This window comes from Coleofasciculus sp. H7-2 (assembly GCF_042747725.1).
Lineage (GTDB): Bacteria > Cyanobacteriota > Cyanobacteriia > Cyanobacteriales > FACHB-T130 > FACHB-T130.
The window spans coordinates 35,759-55,329 of record NZ_JBHZGO010000013.1; the positions used below are offsets into that span (position 1 = coordinate 35,759).

The window sequence follows — 19,571 nt, forward strand, 5'->3', positions numbered from 1 at the left end:
TAGATTTGCCGCGTTAGCTTTTCTACCCGTGGCGCTTGAGAGCCTCTATTGCCACTGGGGGTATTTCCCCATAGGTGTAGGCATTTTGGCGATCGCGAAGCACCAAGAGCAGGACGACATCGCCTGTAGGGATGCTCTTGGCAACTCGCACCATCCCTGAGCGAGTCAGTGGTAGCCAACTTCCTGCCTGGGTGAGGTACCCCAACTCGACTATGTAATCTCGGTTCTCTGCTGGTAGGTTAATCAGCAAATATTGGTTTGGGATTTTACAGTCGAACTGTTGTAGGCTGTGGGGGATGTGGCTCTCTGGGTCTGGGATGTCAGTGACATCATACAGCCGCAACATCAGTTTTTGTCCCCCTTGTTGCTGGAGGGCTTCGATTTCCCTTGGGGCAATTTCCCAATAAGCGTAGGCGTTTTTGCCGTCATAAGGCACCAAGAACAGGCGGCTGTGGGATGGGACTGGTGAGTGATGTTCGCTTGTGTACCAAGATGGGGTGGTTGTCGCTACCACGGCGGTGTCTGTGGCTTGGGTGAGCTGAGTTGTGCCCCCATAGCTGCTGTTTTCTAGGGTGAGGATATTGCCTGTGGGTGCGCTCTTGGCAACTTGCACTGTCCCGGAGCGAGTCAGCGGTAGCCAACTTCCTACTTGGGTGAGGTACCCCAACTCGGTTATATAATCCCGATTCTCGGCTGGTAGGGTAAGGAGCAAATAATCCTGTTGAACTTGACAGCCGAACTGCTGTAGGCTTGGGAGGTTGTAGCGTTCTAGGTCTGGGATGTCGGTGACATCATACAGCCGCAACACGAGCTTTTGTCCCCCTCGGCGCTGGAGTTCCTCGATTTGGTCTGGGGCAATTTTCCAATAAGCGTAGGCGTTTTTGCCGTCATAAGGCACTAAGAATAGGATGCTATGGGCAGGCGTTGGGGTGGCGGCAGATGTTGCTGGTATAGTGGCAGCAACAGTAGTGTCTGCTATGGAGGCGATCGCTACTCGTCGATCTTTTAGTAACCACCAGAGGAACCCTCCTAATATTGGAATCCCCAGTAGCCAAAGCCACCACCAGGATAATCCCCCTTCTAAAGTTGCAGTTTCTGCACCACTACTAGCAGCGTTTAACAGTGCTGTGTTGCTATAAGCACTCGCGCTTGGTGCAGTAGCAGTTTCTGCACTACTATTGGCAGTGTCTATCTGTGCTGTGTTGCTAGCAACAGTCACGCTTGATGCAGTAGTTGTAGCAGCGATCGCTCCTTTTACGATCTGCTGATTGGATGGATCGGTAGCGTAGCCCAAAAATGCTAAAACTGCGGGGTTGGGATTTGGCTTTTTGTAGATGTAAGACAGGGGTTGTGAAAAAGGATACTTGGGATTATCGGGTAAGACTCCATGCATGGGGACGATTCGCACATCCTTCCGCTTCAGCACTTGGTCGGCGATCGCATAAGTAATACTGTTTTTCTCTAGTTGCTTAATGACTTCTGCTGTACTACCCTTGGGGATCTGCTTGGCTTTTGCTCCTGTCTTAAAGGGAGCGGTTTGGAACACCTTGTAGCTTTGAAACGCCCGCCGAGTATCGCTACCGTCCGGGCGGTCGATCAGCTGAATTAACCCAGGGGCACCTCCAACCTGAGACCAATTGGTAATTTCACCTCGAAAAATCCGAGCAAATTGCTCAAAGCTCAAGCTTCCTTTAAAAGGATTATCAGGTCTAACTATCAGCGCAATCTTTTGTCTGTTTAAGGGAACTTGCACCAGTCCTTGAGCTTTTTCTTGCTTAGTCAGAGGACGACCGATGGCAGCTAGATCGATTTTTCCATCCAGCAGGGAAGCGATCGCGCGATCGCTTCCCCCCGCTTCGATTTCCACTTTCGTACCAGGAAACTGTTTCTCAAAACGCTGTTTTAGGGCTTTGTTAGCTTTTTCCATGCTGCTCGATCCATCGATCCGCACTGTTGTGCCACGGGGTACAGATGTGGGCAATTGGAAAGAGAGTGGGGCAGATTGAGCCAGCACAGGATTGAGAATAAGGGCTGCTTCTAGAAACTTTGGTGTGACAGCAGCGAGGGCAAGGAACATTGTAATAGAGACGATGGAAGTTTCTTTTTTATGTAAATTTACCATCATAAATTGCCTCGATTAAATTATTTTTTTTTGCTGGGCGGCTTGCTGAGTGTAAAATAATCATTATTTAAACTTAAAATCCTTTCTCTAAATATCTAATACGAAGCGATCGCTCCTTCTTTTTATCAACATTTAGTAGACCATCTTAATTATTTGTAGCTTGGTTAGAGTGCGAACGTTACCCATCAAAATTAAGTCAATCTTTCGTTACAACAAATCAATATACATAAAATTTTATAATTATCTCTACATACTTTGTTCATTGCTAAGTTAATTTACATTAGTACCTTTGCCTGGATAAATAAATCTATTCAAAGGTTCCGGATTGTTGCCTGCCATATTCAGCACGAGGCTACTCTTAAAATGCATTTTATCGGAAAATAGCTCCGACTCGACCACCTTATAATGGGACTAGGTACAATCGTTTTTCCTCTGAGAATAAGTTTTTTAGATTCTTTTAGATAATACTCTTAACATATTATTATGTTATAGTAAAGTCTTTTTAGTAATAAACCTTCAAGTTTATGGTGGATAAATGCGTCAAATGTATGTAAATTAGGACATAAAAATAATAGGTACAGAAAGTAGGAAAAGTAGGAAAGTACAACTCAACTAGATGGTTAATCTAAAAAGGATAGATATTGTAAAATATGATACTTCATCAAGTCAACGTTTCATGTAGTATGCCAAGGGCAGAAGAATGAGCAAATATATTGCGATCGCTACCTTTGGCTCTTTGGGAGATTTATATCCCTACGTAGCGATCGCCAAAGAGTTGCGAACCAGGGGATATCGTGTTGTTCTTGCTGCCAGCAGCCCACTGTATAGCTATATCATCGAATCAGAAGGAATTGAGTTTCTTGCCGTCAGACCAAGCGGAGCAATCAATCTCGAACAAGATGGAGAGTTTATCGGGTTGCTCTCATACTCCCAGCAGTCTCTGGACTACGGTATCAGCTACCTAATCGCGCCTCATTTGCGGGCAACCTACCACGACTTAATCGCAGCAGTAGGGGAAGCGGATTTAGTGATAACGCATCATCTGGCTTTTGCAGCAACTGTTGCGGCTGAAAAAACTGGGACTCCTAGAGTATCGACTGTTCTCTCCCCTGCCTCGTTGATGTCTGTTTACGATGCTCCCAGCCTTGCTCTAGCGACATCAGCTTACGAACGTGCCATGACATTGGTTGCCAACGATGCTATGTATCGATCTTTCCGGTGGCAGGCACGCTATTGGAGCGCAGCAGTGCGGCATCTGCGAGCTGAACTCGGTTTACCACCGAGTGGAGATCCCTTTTTTGAAGGTCAGCATTCACCGGATTTGGTACTTGGTCTATTCTCCCAGCTTCTGGCAAAACCGCAACCCGATTGGCCTCCCCAAACGAAGATTACCGGGTTTCCTTTATATAACTACCAACAGCAGCAAGGTTTGTCTCCCGAACTGGAGAAGTTTTTGCAAGCGGGACCGCCCCCAATTGTATTCACTTTAGGCTCTCTAGTAGTGTGGACGCAAGGGAACTTTTATTTAGAGGGAGCTATTGCCGCCCACCAGTTAGGCTACCGAGCAATCTTGCTGATGGGAAATGCGGCGGATAATATTCCCCCAAACTATCTGCCTGAAGAAGCGATCGCAGTTGACTACGCCCCCCACTCAGCACTCTTTCCCCGTGCGGCGGCAATTGTCCACCACGGCGGTGTCGGCACAACCGCGCAGGCGCTGCGTTCTGGTCGTCCCATGCTAGTAGTTCCCTGCGCTTACGATCAGCCGGATAATGCCGCCCGTTTGGTGCGGTTGGGGGTAGCGCGAACCATCGACCGTCAGCATTGTACCGCTGACCGGATCGCCGCCGAACTCAAACATCTGCTGTTTGACCCCACTTATGCAGCTCGTGCGGCAGAAGTCGGTCGTTTGGTACAGGCGGAAGATGGTACCAAAGCCGCTGGCGATGCAATCGAAGCGTATTTAGACAACGAAACCTCAAGCCGTAGGAAGTAGGCTGTTGACTTTTGGCGCTTCAGTATGCGTGGAGAAAGGTTTTAACTTTATTGGTTGAAGACTTGTAGTCACACTCTTTCCCCACAGGAGCGATCGCTCCTAACTGGATGTAGCATTGGAAGTAATCAAGTTAATCAAAAGCCAAATTACCCCTACCGTAAGTAACACTATCAGTATCAGAACCAATGACCCAGTCTTCAATTGTGGGTAAGCAGAGGCTTCACGAACTTTTTTCACCGCTAGTGACACTCCTCCTCGGTTATCTGGGAGAATATCGTCGCCAATGAAAAAGTTAACGTTCGCATCTGATGTCAGGGTAAATGATGTATTTTGAGCCAAAGCTAGCGCCTGTTCGGCTGTTGAATATTTACCACTACTGGGAATATTGATGGTAAATTCACTTGACATTATGTTATATTCATTCACCCACCCCGTGATGCAGTTTTCTCCTTTTTCGTCGCATCCAGTAGTAAAATTCCAAAGACTCCATGCATCATATCTTCCCCCTTCTGATGTACCGACGACTCTTACTTCATAGGTTCCTGCTGTTAAGAACTGGACGACTGAATTTTCTTTGTTGTTGGTTGTTGCATCTATGTTAATTACAGTCACGGAATCAGCCCCTAATGATAAGCTTTGAGAGGTAACTTGATTGAGCATAAGTTTTTTTTCCGGTTGTCTTTGTCTTCTTTTAGACCCAGTTTTCTAACTTAGCCAAGGTCAACTTTTGCGGTTGGCAATTAAATTCTATTGGAATGATTAAATCTTGCTGGCTTAATTTAAACTTGTCAATAGGGAAAAGGGATAAAACTCGATAAAATTAATTTTATACTGTAAACTTTTGTTAAATAATAATTATTGTTATGTTGGTAAAATTACAGCTACATCTATAAAGATTGCAAGTATTTTGAGGCTGCCTCTATGACAACCAATTTAGATAACTATTTCACCCCAACTAACGAACAAATTGCCCAAACTAAACAAGCAATTGAGGCATACTTCCTCAAATGGTATTTTCACCCAGACAAACGAGAAGGCGCTGGACCCTACTACCAGATTCACGAACCAGGAGAGCCGATTCGCGGTACGGTGATGATCTTCCACGGCTTTGCTGCCAAACCAACCCAAATGTGGGTATTGGCAGACTACCTGTATCGTAACGGCTTCAACATCTACCAGGTTCCCCTAACCGGGCATTGTTTCGTGCCAGCCGATAATTACTGGGCGCAAATTGACCTCAAGCCGGAATTTCGCGACCCGATCCGCGAACAAATGGCGCGAGATCCAGTTATCCATAGTTTCCTCTCTAATATTGTTGCTAAGGATAGCCCCTCGCAGTTGCAGCGACCAACCGTTCGCCAAATGGGGTCTTTAATTGCTCGCATCGGTCTACGTTTTCCCCGTCTGGTGGATATGACATTAGCAATTGAACGGCGCAATGACCGAGAGTTTCAGCGCTATTTCACCTCCTCCCACATGGAGTACCTCAATGACGCTAAACAGCGTTTGGCAGAGCTGGAGGCGATGCCGGGACCAATTTATACAGTAGGGTTGTCAGTAGGAGGTGCGGTTGCTTTGGCTCTAGCCGCAGCTCAACCCAACCGAGTCAAGAAGGTTGTTTCCTACGCTCCCTTGCTGGAAGTTGGCGATGAAATGCGAGAGCGGTATATAAATTTGGCAGGACCGCTAGATGTCAGAGAATTCTCCTGGGAGCAAGGTGTGAGCTTCCCTGTAGGCTGCTTGACAGCAGCTAACTACTTTGGTGGTTTTGTCCGCAGTCAGCAGAACTTGCAAAACTTAAAGAACATTCCCACCTTTTTTGTGCTGACAGAAAACGATGACGCTACGGATAACAAGGTTATCCAGCAATTCTTTAACTCTATGGGTGGTGATGCCAAGGGTCATCGCTGCTATCTCTATCCTGAGAGCGACTTAGTGCCTCACCCGATGGTAAACCCTTTTGACGTCAGCCAGGGAATGGTTAATCGCTTTTGGAAGAGTCTTTACCAGGAAACTTTTCGCTTTCTCGCTAGTGGCGCGATCGATTGCGGTAATATGAGCAACATAGAGGAAGCGGCTGACGTACCTTCAGTTCCAAATTATTTCTGATTCGACGAGGTGCGAGAATTCCTGAATCGCGCTCTACATCAATGGCAACTTTCTAGCTGGTGACGTTCTGCTCAGGGAAGCGATCGCGCTTGCGGCTGTAGCAATTTACCAAATTACTGCTACACATCACTTCCTCTCAATCGATTTTAGATTTTACATTGGCTCCACCCACAACAGGATGGAGCTTGAGGACTTTAAATTTGGGATTTTATATTTGTGTCGCTTTAAAAATTCTTTAAAGTGCTAGGATTATAATCCTACTACTTCTTGACAAAAATTTAATAAATTTTTCCACACAAAATTCTATTAACCTACTTTTCCTACTGGTTTAAAAATTATACTTTAGCCGTCTTGTTGTTAATATGGCTTGAAGGAATAATTTTTGGTTTAGCTCAAGGCATCATAGCGTTACGGAGGGAACAGGATGCAATAAGCAGATATCTGAAAATCAGTATGTGTTTATAGTTATTCTTTTTCTGTCACATTGTAAAAATAAGTAAATTTTATATTTGCTATGTACGGGTATCAAAAAATGTAAAGTTAAGTAAAAATTAAAATTAAGTAAATTTTCCTAAATTTATCAAAAAATTTATAGTATTTATATGCATCAACTTCAGCAGAGCAAATCTATCCCAAGTGAGATATCCTTAATCCATTGAGCAACTAAAGCTTTACAAGTAATACCTACCCCCAGCCAGAAGGCTACAATGGGGGAAGTTCGCAAACAATATTCCCAGCTTGGAACCTATTGGAAAAGAACTTTTGTAAAGCCAAATCGGATTAAACAGATAATCAACCTTTATCAGGATCATAAATATGACAAAGACCACCACACTTATCAAAGAAGTATTTAAGCTGGCGATGATCAAGCTACTCAACACGTCAGTAGGAAAACAAAAAGCTCAGAAAAAGACAGAAAAACAACAATCCTCGTTGCATAAAGCTGTAGGTCAGTTGGTATTCGCCGACAATAATAAGCCTTTGCATAACATAGAAGTAGAGCTGTGGGATCGAGATATCGGCAAGCCGGATGACTACTTGGGAAAAGGAATTACCGACAAAGATGGTAAGTTTGAGATTTACTACGATCCAGAAAATGCTGGTTCCACTGCTGGTTTCAAAGATGTTCCCGATTTGGAATTAAGACTTATAGAAATACGCTCTGGTTTCAACGCTAATAACGAGCTGGTTCTTTCCAGAAAGGTAGCTTACATAATTAAAGGGCAAGACAACGTTACGCAGCAAGTGTACGACTTTGGCACCTGTACAGTTCCCTACTGGGTTTATAAGCCATCTTCGCCATTTCCACGGGTGTTATTCACGGAGCTAGAAGGTAGTCCTGATGAGGATGCTATCGGTCGCAAACTCAAAGGATACGAAGCAGCAAATGTTTTTACACCTATAAAAGTAAAGCAACTTTTAGAAAACACTCTGAACCCAAATAAGCCATCCCTAGCAGAACTTCAAACTGTTTATCCACCTAACTTAACACTACAGCTAGAACAAAAAAATCCCGGCTACACCAGAAGCGATGAATACTTCGGATTGCGGGTTTTGAATGGCATGAATCCCTGCCTGCTCAAGCGCAATAAAAATAATCCCAATCAATATAAAATGACTTTCAATTGGGATGCATACGAAAAAGATAAAGTTCACGACCTCAACAACGTAGAAGCAATTTTTGAGGTGAAAGATGGCAAAATGCTCCCTACTGCCATCACTGTCCAAAGCCGATATCCCGATTCTTTCGCTCCTTTTTCTCCACTAAAAGAGTCAGTAACTTATACTCCAAACGACGGGGAAAAGTGGCTCCAGGCTAAGCGAATTTTCCGAACAAATTACTTATTCGCTGCGGAGTTAATAGAGCATTATATAAAAGGTCATTTGCAGATGGAGCAATATACTATTGCTGCCTTCCGCAATTTGAGAAAAAATCCTGTACGCTTGATGCTGATTCCCCATGTCAAGAGCGTGATCAACATCAATCAGCGAGCTGACACGGTTCTGGTATCAGAGATAGGCTACGTCACCAGCGCCGGACCTTTAACCAACAATTCCATTAATCAGATATGCCATGAAGTGATGTCGAAGCTGGACTGGAAGGGTTGGAAACCTCGTCAGCCATTAACAGATTCACACACCTATGCTAAGGTTGCCAATCTCTATTGGAACATTTTAACCGAGTATACTGATGTTTTCTTTGAGAAACATTACGATGAAATCGTCAAAGAATGGGTAGAGATTCGCTGTTTATCTGATGACATAGTAGAACACAGCGTTGCTTATGAACCTGCTAAAGAAAACAACCCAAAAGCAGGTACCGATGACTACGAATGGTACGATGTCAACGAACTGGACAAACCAGCTCTTCCCAGGTACAAAGTTAATGGAGTCTTAAAAGCTGTCAGACCCATTACTCAATCCGACCAGCCGAACGTCGTTGATATTGAAAACTTGAAGCAGTTCTGCCGTTATGTGATTTTCCACCTCACTCTATGGCACTCATGGGTCAACGATGGTCAAGCTGACGATGGAGGAGAAATTGCTTATAGCTCGCTGGGAATGCGTAATGGCAGCTTTGGTAGTGAGGACGATCCAGCGATCGCTCCCCCTATATCTGAAGCGATTGAACTGCTTTACCTAGCTAACGTATTAACCGCAACTAAGTATGGATATATCCTCAAGAATGAAGACGGAGATATTCCAGAAGAATTGAGAACAATTTTGTTGGGTCACAGGAAAGACTTTGCAGAACTTGGTTATGATGCCAATAACATCAGGTCGCTGATCAACATTTAAGGATTGTGGCTCAATACTTTTCGGTTAATATCTGTCGTTGCAGGAAAGGGGAGAATTTAACTCCCCTTTCCCTATTCCCTATAAGTAATTCTGTCGGTGGGTTAGGCGGCTCGCTCCGAGAAGTATTGGCTCAAGGCTAAATAGTAGCGATCGCCACTGTTCCGGTAGGAGGCGATCAAATTGTGCATCCCGATTGCTCTGAGAAAATTGATGCTCCTGGCGTTTCCAAACCCAGTCATCAGCACCGTTGGAAATAAACATATCGCTACGCAATGCTGGTTTTCCCGCATCCCTGGGGACTTATTTGTAATAATCATTCATGTTAAGTCACCAGCACCTTTTCCAGAAGCTCTGGACTAGTGATGAGAATATTTGGTTGAGAAAATATCCAAAATAAAGTTACATCACCATAAGTTTCGCTGTATTTAAGAAGACATTCATACAGTGGTTCATTCAGGAAATCAGGAACATTGCAGAATGGAAATACCGGGTTTGGATCTGGTATATATTTATACTGATTGACTTTCTTGGCATGGAAAATTTTAAAAACCATAGATTTATGAGAATTGAAAAATAAACTCAGTCTATTTTGACGGCAGTAGATAATCCAATATTTTGCAGTAAGAAAATGATTTTGTGGCTTAATTCTTGAAAGACTATTTACTTTTATCTTCGGTTATGTCTGGCGACAATGCAACCAAAGCGCTCTTTATCCTAGAGGTAGGCAGATTGGAGTTTCTGCACCAGCTACCACTGTTGGTTTTCTAATTAGAAGATATAGGCAGCACCCATCTAACATAAAGGGTGGGCAATGCCCACCCCCAAAAAAGGTTTAGCTACAGCTTGTCTATCTTATCTGTAGGATCTCAGATTTGGATTTTCGTTCACTGCTATTGGCCTTGCAACTGGTGATTGGGCTTCCACTAATTGACCAAACAATTGGGCGCTGTTTAGCTGATTTTCAAAGGTGATGAACTGATTAACAATCTGACCGTTTTGGAGAAATCCTAAAATATATAGAACGTACTGCTTCCCATTAATCATTACACTCTCTTGGGATTGTACGTTGGCAATTGCGATGACATCTGGACACGGCGGAGCATATCCGGGGGTCACAGGACAAACGCCATTAACACCCTCATTCTGTGTTTCATTGTGGCTGAACAGGAAGTTAAACTCTACATTCGTCCCATTAATATTCAGGGTTAACTTCAAATTAGCCGAACGGATGCTGTATCCGGAAATTGGGTAATTGTAATGCGTAAATGCCCCTAAGGCAAAGTAAGAGCCATTAAAGGGTAAATACGTAGTACCTGAACTATCGAAGCGGTAACCACTTTGGAAACCTTGTGTATTGTAGGGGATACCCCAACTAATTTGGTTTGTGCCAACACCATTTAGGTAACTAAAACCAGATGCTTCTTCAACAACACTTGACCAAATACCAGAAGTGGTTAGGGTTATTACTAATGATGCCATTTGTTGAATGACACCAGCTTGTCCCGGCACCACAGTGGGGCCTTGTCCGGGGATGTAGCCACCGGGTTGTCCTTGGATTACAGTGGGGCCTTGTCCGGGGATGTAGCCACCGGGTTGTCCTTGGATTACGGTAGGGCCTTGTCCGGGGATGTAGCCACCAGCTTGTCCCGGCACCACAGTGGGACCTTGACCTTGTCCGGGGATGTAGCCGCCTGGTTGTCCTTGGATTACGGTAGGACCTTGTCCGGGGATGTAGCCACCGGGTTGTCCTTGGATTACGGTGGGACCTTGTCCGGGGATGTAGCCGCCTGGTTGTCCGGGGATGTAGCCGCCTGGTTGTCCGGGGATGTAGCCACCGGGTTGTCCGGGGATGTAGCCGCCTGGTTGTCCTTGGATTACGGTGGGACCTTGTCCGGGGATGTAGCCGCCTGGTTGTCCGGGGATTACGGTAGGGCCTTGTCCGGGGATGTAGCCGCCTGGTTGTCCGGGGATTACGGTGGGGCCTTGTCCGGGGATGTAGCCGCCTGGTTGTCCAGGGATGAAGCCACCTGGTTGTCCAGGGATGAAACCACCGGGTTGTCCGGGGATGTAGCCGCCTGGTTGTCCGGGGATTACAGTGGGGCCTTGTCCGGGGATGTAGCCGCCTGGTTGTCCAGGGATGAAGCCACCTGGTTGTCCAGGGATGAAACCACCGGGTTGTCCGGGGATGTAGCCGCCTGGTTGTCCTTGGATTACAGTGGGGCCTTGTCCGGGGATGTAGCCGCCTGGTTGTCCTTGGATCACGATTGAGCCTTGTCCGGGGATGAAACCACCTGGTTGTCCGGGGATGAAACCACCTGGTTGTCCAGGGATGAAACCACCGGGTTGTCCAGGGATGTAGCCACCTGGTTGTCCAGGGATGAAACCACCTGGTTGTCCTTGGATCACGATTGAGCCTTGTCCGGGGATGTAGCCACCGGGTTGTCCGGGGATGTAGCCACCGGATTGTCCAGGAAAGAAGCCGCCTGGTTGTCCGCCGATAGCGAAGCCTGGTTGTCCAGGAAAGAAGCCGCCTGGTTGTCCGCCGATAGCGAAGCCTGGTTGTCCGATTACATAGACGAAAGATTGTCCTGGCTGCATGAAGCCTGGTTGTCCGATTACATAGACGAAAGATTGTCCCGGCTGCATGAAGCCTGGTTGTTGGAATCCCCCTGGTTGCGGTATTATTACGTATTGCGGTACTAATGATTCCACCGTTACTTGCGGACGGGGTTCCACGGTTACTTGCGGACGGGGTTGCACCGCTACTGGCGCTGGGGGTTGCACCGTTACTTGCGGACGGGGTTCCACTGTTACTGGCGGACGGGGTTCTACTGGTGGTTTCGCTTCCACTAACTTCCCATACAGTTGGGCGCTGTTATCCCGATCTTCTTGGGTGATAAATTGATTAACCACCTTACTGTCTTGGAGAAACCCAGTAATAGACAGAGCGTACTCCTTACCGTCAACTGTTACAGTTTCGTGTGATTGTAGAGTGGGAACTGAGACTATATCTGGACAAGGGGGATTATATCCAGGTGTCGCCGGACAGGTACCATTAACACCATCATTGGGTGTCTCATTGTGGTTGAATATGAAGTTAAACTCTTTTTTTAAGCCCCCTTCAATCTCCAAAGTTAACTTTAAATTAGCTGAAAGAATGCTAGAGCCTTGAATTCGGTAATTGACGTGGGTAAATGTTCCTAATAAAAAGTCTGTACCATCTAGGGGTAAAGGCTTAGAATCTACCCCATCGAAGCGATAGGCACTTTGCTTACCTTCGGGATTCTTAGGGAGATAAGGAGTTCCCCAAATAATTTGGTTTGTGCCAACACCATTTAGATTACCAGCAGATGCATTCGCTTCTCCAGTTACATTTGCCCAAATACCAGAAGTTTTCACATTAGCCACAAGCTGTACTCCTTGATCTTGATTAGAATTGCTTTTGCGTATTGTAAAAAAAATTATACAGCAAACACCTAACAGATATACCACATTCATGTTTTTGGCTCCTCTTAATGATTAGTTAATGAGTTTAAAATTAGGAAAAACTTTTCTTAACAAAAATCGAAAAACGAAAACCTAAGCAAAGCAATTATTTATATATTTTTGTCCCGACTTGCTGGCGTTTATAAAGTGTTTAAAAATTTCAACTGGCGGTTGTGTTCAAAGAGACTGATTGAGCGAAAATACTGAGTAGTCAAACTAGACTGAAGTAACTTAGCAAAAAACATCTCACTCATCTTTGTTGTGTCTGTAGTCAACAAAACCTGCAAAACAATATTGGTAATTTTTTTCCAAATCTTAGATATTGCACAAATAGATGTGATAGTTGAAGGTATTTTTTAATTTATTGTAGCGCTCGTGCATAAAAGATAGCAAAGAATTCGACTTCGTTTTTGATTCCATCTCTGGCTGTGTTTCTTGTGTTGTTAAAGAGCTAGACACAATTAAACATAAAACCTCTTTCCTAACTTCTTCCTTACAAAGTGATGGTAATTCTCCCCTCTATCTTGTAGGGAAGGGGACTGGGCGTTAGGTATTTGTTACATTGATTTCGGCTCATATACTTAGAAGGTGAAACGAGAGACAAAAACTGTAGATTTAACATTGATAGTAGTTAGGCACACATCTTGCAGCCATCTAAGGTTTCTGGCGGACTATTAGGTTGATGCAAAATATCAAATGGGCAATTATAAGCTCTTTATTTATGCCTGGGCTGAAAACTTAACTACACCAGCTTAAATCTCCATTTTTGGTTGTCATTTCCTCGATTTTCAAACTGGATGACATTGGCTGCATTCTCAGTGCTATTATCTGCCACATTTAAGACTTTGCCGCTGTGTTTGGAAACGAGGTAGTAATAGCCATCTCCCGCCTCCTGTAACTGCCATTTTTGGTTGTCATTTCCTCGATTTTCAAACTGGATGACATTGGCTGCATTCTCAGTGCTAGCACCTGCCACATCTAAAATTTTACCGCTGTGTTTGGAAACGAGGTAGTAATAGCCATCTCCCGCCTCCTGTAACTGCCATTTTTGGTTGTCATTTCCTCGATTTTCAAATTGGATGACATTGGCTGCATTCCTAGTGCTAGCACCTGCCACATCTAAAACTTTACCGCTGTGTTTGGCAACGAGGTAGTAGTCTATTCTAGGTCGTGGGACATCCTGTGCAGGTGCTGTCGGAGTCGCCGTGGGAGTAGGAGTCGGAGTCGGCGTGGGTGTTGGAACCGTTACTTCTAGAACTTCCCAAGAACGCACAGACACTCCAGTCCCAATCAGGAAAGCATAATCGCCTGCATAAAACTGAGAGCCATTGTCCAGGTTTTCAATGGCTGACCCCACGCTTTTGCCTTTCGCCCCCACCATTGCCCAGATTCCTTTGTGGTAGAGATAGTAGACTTTGAGAGAGCCTAAAGTGGCACAGGCCTTCTTAACTGAATCTGGAATCGGGTTGTTGCTTTCTCCTTTCATAACAACAGCAACTATCCGCCCAGTAGGCAAACTACTAATTAGTTGCACAAAAGCATCCGCCGCCGTTGCATTCTCCGCTACATCAAAGGCGTGACTTGTTAATAAAGTGCCTTTGGCTTCATCAAACACTGCCACGTTCAGTCCTGGTTGATACCCTCCCTCAAGGGAAATATTGGTGCCGTTGAGAGTAATTTCTACTTCACCTTGATGCAGCGAACTAACTGAGGTAGCCCCTACCCCAAGGCGAGGAGTGTTGATTGGTTCTACTTCAAAGGCACGAGTTACGCTTACAGCTGAGTTGCCAGACACTTCTTCGGCGGCACTTCCCGGTTGAGTTCCTTTTTGCCCAATCAGTGCCCAGGAGTTTTGAAATTGCAGGTTAGGGTATTTAATGCTGCCGATTGATTCTAAGGCTTTATTAACACGTTCTGCGATCGCCGGGTCTGAGAATAAAGAAGCACTGGCGTCATCAAGTACAGCGATCGCCACGATTTGACCAATCACCAGCGTGTCGATGAAGTAAGCAAAGCTATCGGCATTCCCAGCGATAAAGGTATCGAATGTGGCACCAGAAATGACTTGACCTGTGGCTTGGTCGAAGACTGCCACGTTGAGTCCGCGAGTATAATTACCAAACCCGATTTCCGTGTCGTTGACGGTAATGCTGGCAGAGTTTCCGCATCTGGCACCCGCTGAAGAGACTTTGATCGTGATGGTTGTTTTACTCATAGTTATCGTTGTTATTGGTTTAAAGATGGAAACTGTCAGATGAAGGGGATGGATAGACGATTGTCTACCCGGCTAGGTTCTCTTCTTTTGGGTAAACTTGAATGTTAAGTACATCTTCGGGCACTCTGCGAATTAGCTCACCGTAGGACGGTCTCTGATGTTCCAGAGAAAGGCAAGGCGGTAAAGAAGGGGAACGAAGCCACAATTCATCGAACTCTGCCCACAAATGCCGCAACTGCGGGTTAATGGCACTGTCGGCTAAGATTCCCATCACAATTTGGTGTATACCAAGCAGGTCTTGTAAATTACCCCGCAGATAAAGCTTGTCAGTAACCAATGCTGCATCTAAGGTCAACCTGCCAGCAATTACATCTCGGAGAGTTTCGGCTTCGCTGCGAAAATTGACTGACTCCAGTGCCACTGGATATTCGCTTTTGACTTGGAGTTGTTCGCCGCCATGCGCCCGCACTCGCAACTGAATTCCATCCAGGTCAATTACGGCAGTTTTTTCCGAAACCGTTTGCACAAAATCTCTCCAAGTAGAGCCTCCTTGGCTTCGCAGGATTTCCACCAAGCGGTGCAGCCATTGTGCCAACTGTGCGTGGTGTTCTGAGGATTGATTTTCCATCAACGAATTCATATAGTCAGAGCGATCGCCCACAATCAAGTGATGTAAGTCTGTTTGCTTCCACTCAGAACTTAGCACTTTCAAATGAGAGCGATCGCCTTGGAACAATCATTACTGGCTTAAGTCTGAGGCATTCTCAAACAAAGCTATACCCCGCAGTCGCCAGCAGATTTCTCGGAGATTAATCAACCTTGCGCTTCTTTAAGCAGCAATTCCAAGAAATCATCAAGTTTTTCACTGTTTTGCTCAACTGTCTCAACGCCAAGTTCTTTCAAATCTTGCACGTTCTGTGGTGTAGAATTATCCATTTGCACCATTGTTTTGGGTTTGGGCAGAAGAGGGTCGATTCTGAGATAACTCTTCGGTTGATTAATGCAGTCGTAAATTTGTTGGAGTTGATAATCAACCGTTTGGGAAACTCCTAACATCATGATATCGATGACTGGTCTCACCCATTCAGCTGCTCCCCAATTTTTAGCTTGTTTGTACTCGTAATTGAGAGCAGTTCGCCCAGTCCCCAAAGACAGAATTAGTAAGTCCTTCGCGGAAATCTCGCTTACGTCCTTTGCTTGCTCTCCTTTTGAACTTAAATGTTTTTTCTGAACGAATCCTTTAGGAGTCTTCAAGAATTTCGCGTGAACTTCCGCATAGGCACAGAGGGTGGGATTGTTAGCAAAAACGCCTCCATCCACTAGAGGATAACTTACTCCAGAAAGCGATTGGGTATTAGTCACCTCAAAGAAAGTTGGGGCAGCCGATGTCGCTCGTGCCACGTCTTTTACATAGAAATCATTGCTGTCGCCCAACTCACGAGCATCGTGCTGGGTAAAAAACTGCGGTTTTCCTCTTTTAATGTCGTAAGAAGTAATGAGACAAGGCTTCAAAAGTTGACTTAACTTTGTATCTTGACAATAGTCTAAAATCAGCTTTTCTAGGTTAGCAGCGGAATATTTTTCATCCAAAATACCGTCTCCGGAACGCAGTCTTTGATATCGATCTGTAGCAAAAACTCTGTTGCCGTTCTCCAGATAAATATCGAGTGCGGATTTTGCAGTAATTCGAGGTCGAGGCTGAGTCGGATCGCTAGTCTGACCGGGAAGTAGATAAAGACAGCTTAAAATCCCCCCAGTACTGGTGCCAGCAATAAAGTCGAAATAGTCGGAAATTTTGGCATCAGCATTGCCCGTTCGTTGAATAATTTTTTGCTCTAGTGTTAATAAAATGGTGCCAGGAATAATTCCTCTGATTCCACCACCGTCAATCGAAAGAATTCGGAATTTAGCCATGCTCAATTTCTCCTTTGTTGTGAATCAATTCGCTTGCCGCCCAGTGCAACGACATAGGCAGTACCCACTTTTTCTATTCCCTGAACTTATTCCTTGTCAATCATATGAATCATTTCATAACCCTTGACACGAATAGCACCATCTGTACAGCCGAATGACCTCAGATGGAAAATGATGCTATTCAAATTATGTACTTGAAGTTTATCATCAAGGATTGAAGAGCGGGATTTGTTAACACTTTTTTTCATTTACAACATCGTGACAACTTATGCTAAAAATAGCATCAAGTCACCACAGTTTATAAGTTTACAGCAAAACAAATATAGCTGTTAATTGTACACCCTCTGAAATGAGTAAATTAACAATTAATTATTACCACAATAAAATGCTGAAAAATGAAACATAACAAATTATTACTTATTATTCCTTCTTATCCTACTTTTCCTACTTATAAAAGTAAGAATATTAAAATAATCTAAATATTTTAACTAATAACCTGTCTATTGCTTTAGTATGCGGCTCAAGCAGTAACAGCCTATTTACTTAACAAAATCAGAAGTAATGGACTTTGAGTGAAAATAAGGTGAAGTCTCCATTAGTGACAAATTAAGACAGCGTGCAAATTTATTAACAAATATGTAAAATAGCCAGTTTTTTATACACCTTAGCCCAGTAGCGATCGCTCATATCGCTCTAAGATCGTACCGAAATGACGCGGCGATTAATGTCTCAGCTGCCATGCTATCAACTGGCTTAGAAAACAAATATCCTTGCCCGGATTCGCATCCCATCGCCTGGAGTTGTTCCATCTGCTGAGTCGTTTCGATACCCTCGGCGGTGACATCCATCCCCAAATTATTAGCTAGCGTCACAATTGCCCGGACAATCGGTAAACTTTCGCCACCGATGCCCATCCGACTAATAAAAGAACGGTCAATCTTCAAGGTATTAATAGGAAAATGATACAACCGGCTTAAAGAAGAATAGCCGGTGCCGAAGTCATCAATCGATAGCTCAACGCCAAGCACTCTTAGATATTCCAGCATAGCGATCGCATCTTCATTGTCTGCGATCGCGCTTTCGGTAATCTCTAGCTTTAAACTGTAGGGATCGCACTCCGTCTTCCGCAAAATCTGGTCAATCTTCTCAATTAAATCGGGTTGCAAAAACTGCCTGCCAGACAAATTTACGCTCATTGTCAGTCCCCGGTAATTCGGAAATGCTGAATGCCAGCGTTGCAACTGACTGCAAGCCTCACTCAGTACCCACTCGCCTATCGGCAAAATCAGTCCCGTTTCTTCCGCCACGGGGATAAACTCAGCCGGGGAAACTAAGCCGCGTGTGGGATGCTGCCAGCGCACCAGCGCCTCAAAGCCAGTAATCTGACCTGTTGCCAGCGATACAATCGGCTGATAGTGCAGCCGTAACTCCTGGCGTTCCAGAACGTGTCGCAGATCCGTTTCCATCTGCAATCGGGCAACCGCTTGGTGGTGCATAGTCTTGTTAAACACCGCATACCGCGCCCTACCCAGTGCTTTTGCCCGATACATGGCAATGTCAGCATCGCGCAGGATGTCTTCTGCCTGGTCATAGCCCAGCATACTCAAAGCAATGCCAATGCTGATGGTGCTGAACACTTCTTGCCCCTCAATCTGCAATGGTTTTCGCAGTTGCTGTTGCAATCGATTGGCAATGAGAGTGACTTGACTCAGGTCTGATAAATCTGCTAGCACGATAGCAAACTCGTCTCCGCCCAACCGCGCCACCGTATCTTCTGGGCGCATAGATGCCTGTAAAATTTTAGCGATCGCTACCAGCAATTGATCTCCCGCTAAGTGTCCCAGGCTATCGTTAATCACTTTAAATCGATCGACATCCAAAAACAGCACAGCAAATAAATAATCCTGGCACTGATTAGCCCGTTCCAGGGTTTGTCGCAACCGATCCATAAAAAAAGCTCGGTTGGGCAAACTTGTTAGAGCATCGTGATAGGCTGCATGGAATAATTGCGACTCTACTTGCTTGCGCTTGGTAATATCGCGTTGAATTGCTAGGTAATGGGTAATCTCATCTTGTGTATTTTTGATGGGTTCGATGTGCCACTCGTTGTAAAACTCCGTGCCATCTTTGCGATAGTTGATCGCTTCGCCATAAAATACTTTCCCGTCGGTCAGAGTTTGCCGCAGTCGGTCGAGGAGAGTCCGATCGGTTTTTGGCCCTTGCAAGATTCTCGGTGATTCACCGATGATTTCCTCTGGGGTGTAGCCGGTCATTCTCGTAAACGCGCGATTGACAAAGACGATTTCTGGGCCGGGAAAAGTTAAGTCAGTGGAAGTGATAGCGATCGCATCTTCCGCAAATTCAACCGCCGCCGCCAGTTGCCGTAACCTTTCCTCTATTTGCTGGCGTTCCGTAATGTCAATCGCCACACCCACTAGACCAACCACTTGACCTGTTTGATTTTGCAGGGGGGTGGTGCGGTTTTCGTACACCAGATTACCCATCTGGGCAATCCAGGTCGCCTCTTTTCCAGCCAAAACGTCGCGAATATTGGCTAAGATGTCAGGCTGGTCTTTGTAAAGGTCAAAGATCGACTTTCCGACGACCTCACCTGCTTTCAATCCGACAGCCTCCAGCCCCTTGCCCTCAGAAAGCGTAAAAATGCCATTGCTATCCAGGGCATACAAGATAATCGGTGCATTTCCAACGCTGGCGCGTAGCAGCTGTTCATCACCTAATCCCAATGAACTGAGGCAATGCTGTGGCGATACATCCATGCTAGAACAGCCACCGTTCCTACCATTATCGATTTTTTCGCATTGCATCGTCCTGATCCTCTGGGACTGGGAGATAGGTTGCAGCTGCATAAGTTCCATACTTTTTCAGCTAGGGTTTTCCTACTAATTCTTAATTATTTCTTAAGATTCCGC

At 45.1% G+C, this 19,571-nt stretch carries 12 protein-coding genes; 3 read left to right on the top strand and 9 right to left on the bottom strand.

Annotated features, from left to right (window positions below):
• Window positions 1–22: 22 nt before the first annotated feature.
• On the bottom strand, window positions 23–2,125 hold the full coding sequence (locus ACFW2W_RS02220) for a DUF4912 domain-containing protein (protein WP_378172740.1): 2,103 nt from the start codon (window positions 2,123–2,125) through the stop codon (window positions 23–25).
• A 697-nt stretch (window positions 2,126–2,822) separates the two neighbouring features.
• Between ACFW2W_RS02220 and ACFW2W_RS02225 the strand changes: the two genes are divergently transcribed.
• Window positions 2,823–4,118 (top strand): glycosyltransferase, encoded by a 1,296-nt coding sequence (locus tag ACFW2W_RS02225; protein WP_378172743.1) that lies wholly within the window; start codon window positions 2,823–2,825, stop codon window positions 4,116–4,118.
• A 99-nt stretch (window positions 4,119–4,217) separates the two neighbouring features.
• Here ACFW2W_RS02225 and ACFW2W_RS02230 read toward each other — a convergent pair whose 3' ends face one another.
• Window positions 4,218–4,778 (bottom strand): hypothetical protein, encoded by a 561-nt coding sequence (locus ACFW2W_RS02230; RefSeq protein ID WP_378172746.1) that lies wholly within the window; start codon window positions 4,776–4,778, stop codon window positions 4,218–4,220.
• 261 nt (window positions 4,779–5,039) lie between these two features.
• Between ACFW2W_RS02230 and ACFW2W_RS02235 the strand changes: the two genes are divergently transcribed.
• Window positions 5,040–6,227 carry an alpha/beta fold hydrolase gene (locus ACFW2W_RS02235; RefSeq protein ID WP_378172748.1) on the top strand — a complete coding sequence of 396 codons (1,188 nt, stop codon included), beginning with the start codon at window positions 5,040–5,042 and terminating at the stop codon, window positions 6,225–6,227.
• Window positions 6,228–7,043: 816 nt separating this feature from the next.
• Window positions 7,044–9,026 carry a lipoxygenase family protein gene (locus ACFW2W_RS02240; protein ID WP_378172751.1) on the top strand — a complete coding sequence of 661 codons (1,983 nt, stop codon included), beginning with the start codon at window positions 7,044–7,046 and terminating at the stop codon, window positions 9,024–9,026.
• 78 nt (window positions 9,027–9,104) lie between these two features.
• Here the strand turns inward: ACFW2W_RS02240 and ACFW2W_RS02245 are convergent, their stop codons facing one another.
• The 7 genes from ACFW2W_RS02245 to ACFW2W_RS02275 form a co-directional block, all read right to left on the bottom strand.
• A complete protein-coding gene (locus ACFW2W_RS02245) occupies window positions 9,105–9,287 on the bottom strand; it encodes a hypothetical protein (RefSeq protein ID WP_378172754.1) in 183 nt (60 codons plus the stop codon).
• Window positions 9,288–9,348: 61 nt separating this feature from the next.
• Window positions 9,349–9,579, bottom strand: a complete 231-nt coding sequence (locus ACFW2W_RS02250; protein WP_378172756.1) for a hypothetical protein — start codon at window positions 9,577–9,579, stop codon at window positions 9,349–9,351.
• Between the two features lie 299 nt (window positions 9,580–9,878).
• The gene (locus tag ACFW2W_RS02255; protein ID WP_378172758.1) at window positions 9,879–12,434 is read right to left on the bottom strand and encodes a THxN family PEP-CTERM protein; all 2,556 of its coding nucleotides are present in this window, start codon (window positions 12,432–12,434) and stop codon (window positions 9,879–9,881) included.
• A gap of 820 nt (window positions 12,435–13,254) precedes the next feature.
• Window positions 13,255–14,727 (bottom strand): interleukin-like EMT inducer domain-containing protein, encoded by a 1,473-nt coding sequence (locus tag ACFW2W_RS02260; protein WP_378172761.1) that lies wholly within the window; start codon window positions 14,725–14,727, stop codon window positions 13,255–13,257.
• A 64-nt stretch (window positions 14,728–14,791) separates the two neighbouring features.
• The gene (locus ACFW2W_RS02265; protein ID WP_378172764.1) at window positions 14,792–15,433 is read right to left on the bottom strand and encodes an SCP2 sterol-binding domain-containing protein; all 642 of its coding nucleotides are present in this window, start codon (window positions 15,431–15,433) and stop codon (window positions 14,792–14,794) included.
• Between the two features lie 107 nt (window positions 15,434–15,540).
• Window positions 15,541–16,641 (bottom strand): patatin-like phospholipase family protein, encoded by a 1,101-nt coding sequence (locus ACFW2W_RS02270; protein ID WP_378172766.1) that lies wholly within the window; start codon window positions 16,639–16,641, stop codon window positions 15,541–15,543.
• 683 nt (window positions 16,642–17,324) lie between these two features.
• Window positions 17,325–19,466, bottom strand: a complete 2,142-nt coding sequence (locus ACFW2W_RS02275) for an EAL domain-containing protein (protein ID WP_378172769.1) — start codon at window positions 19,464–19,466, stop codon at window positions 17,325–17,327.
• Window positions 19,467–19,571: the final 105 nt, after the last annotated feature.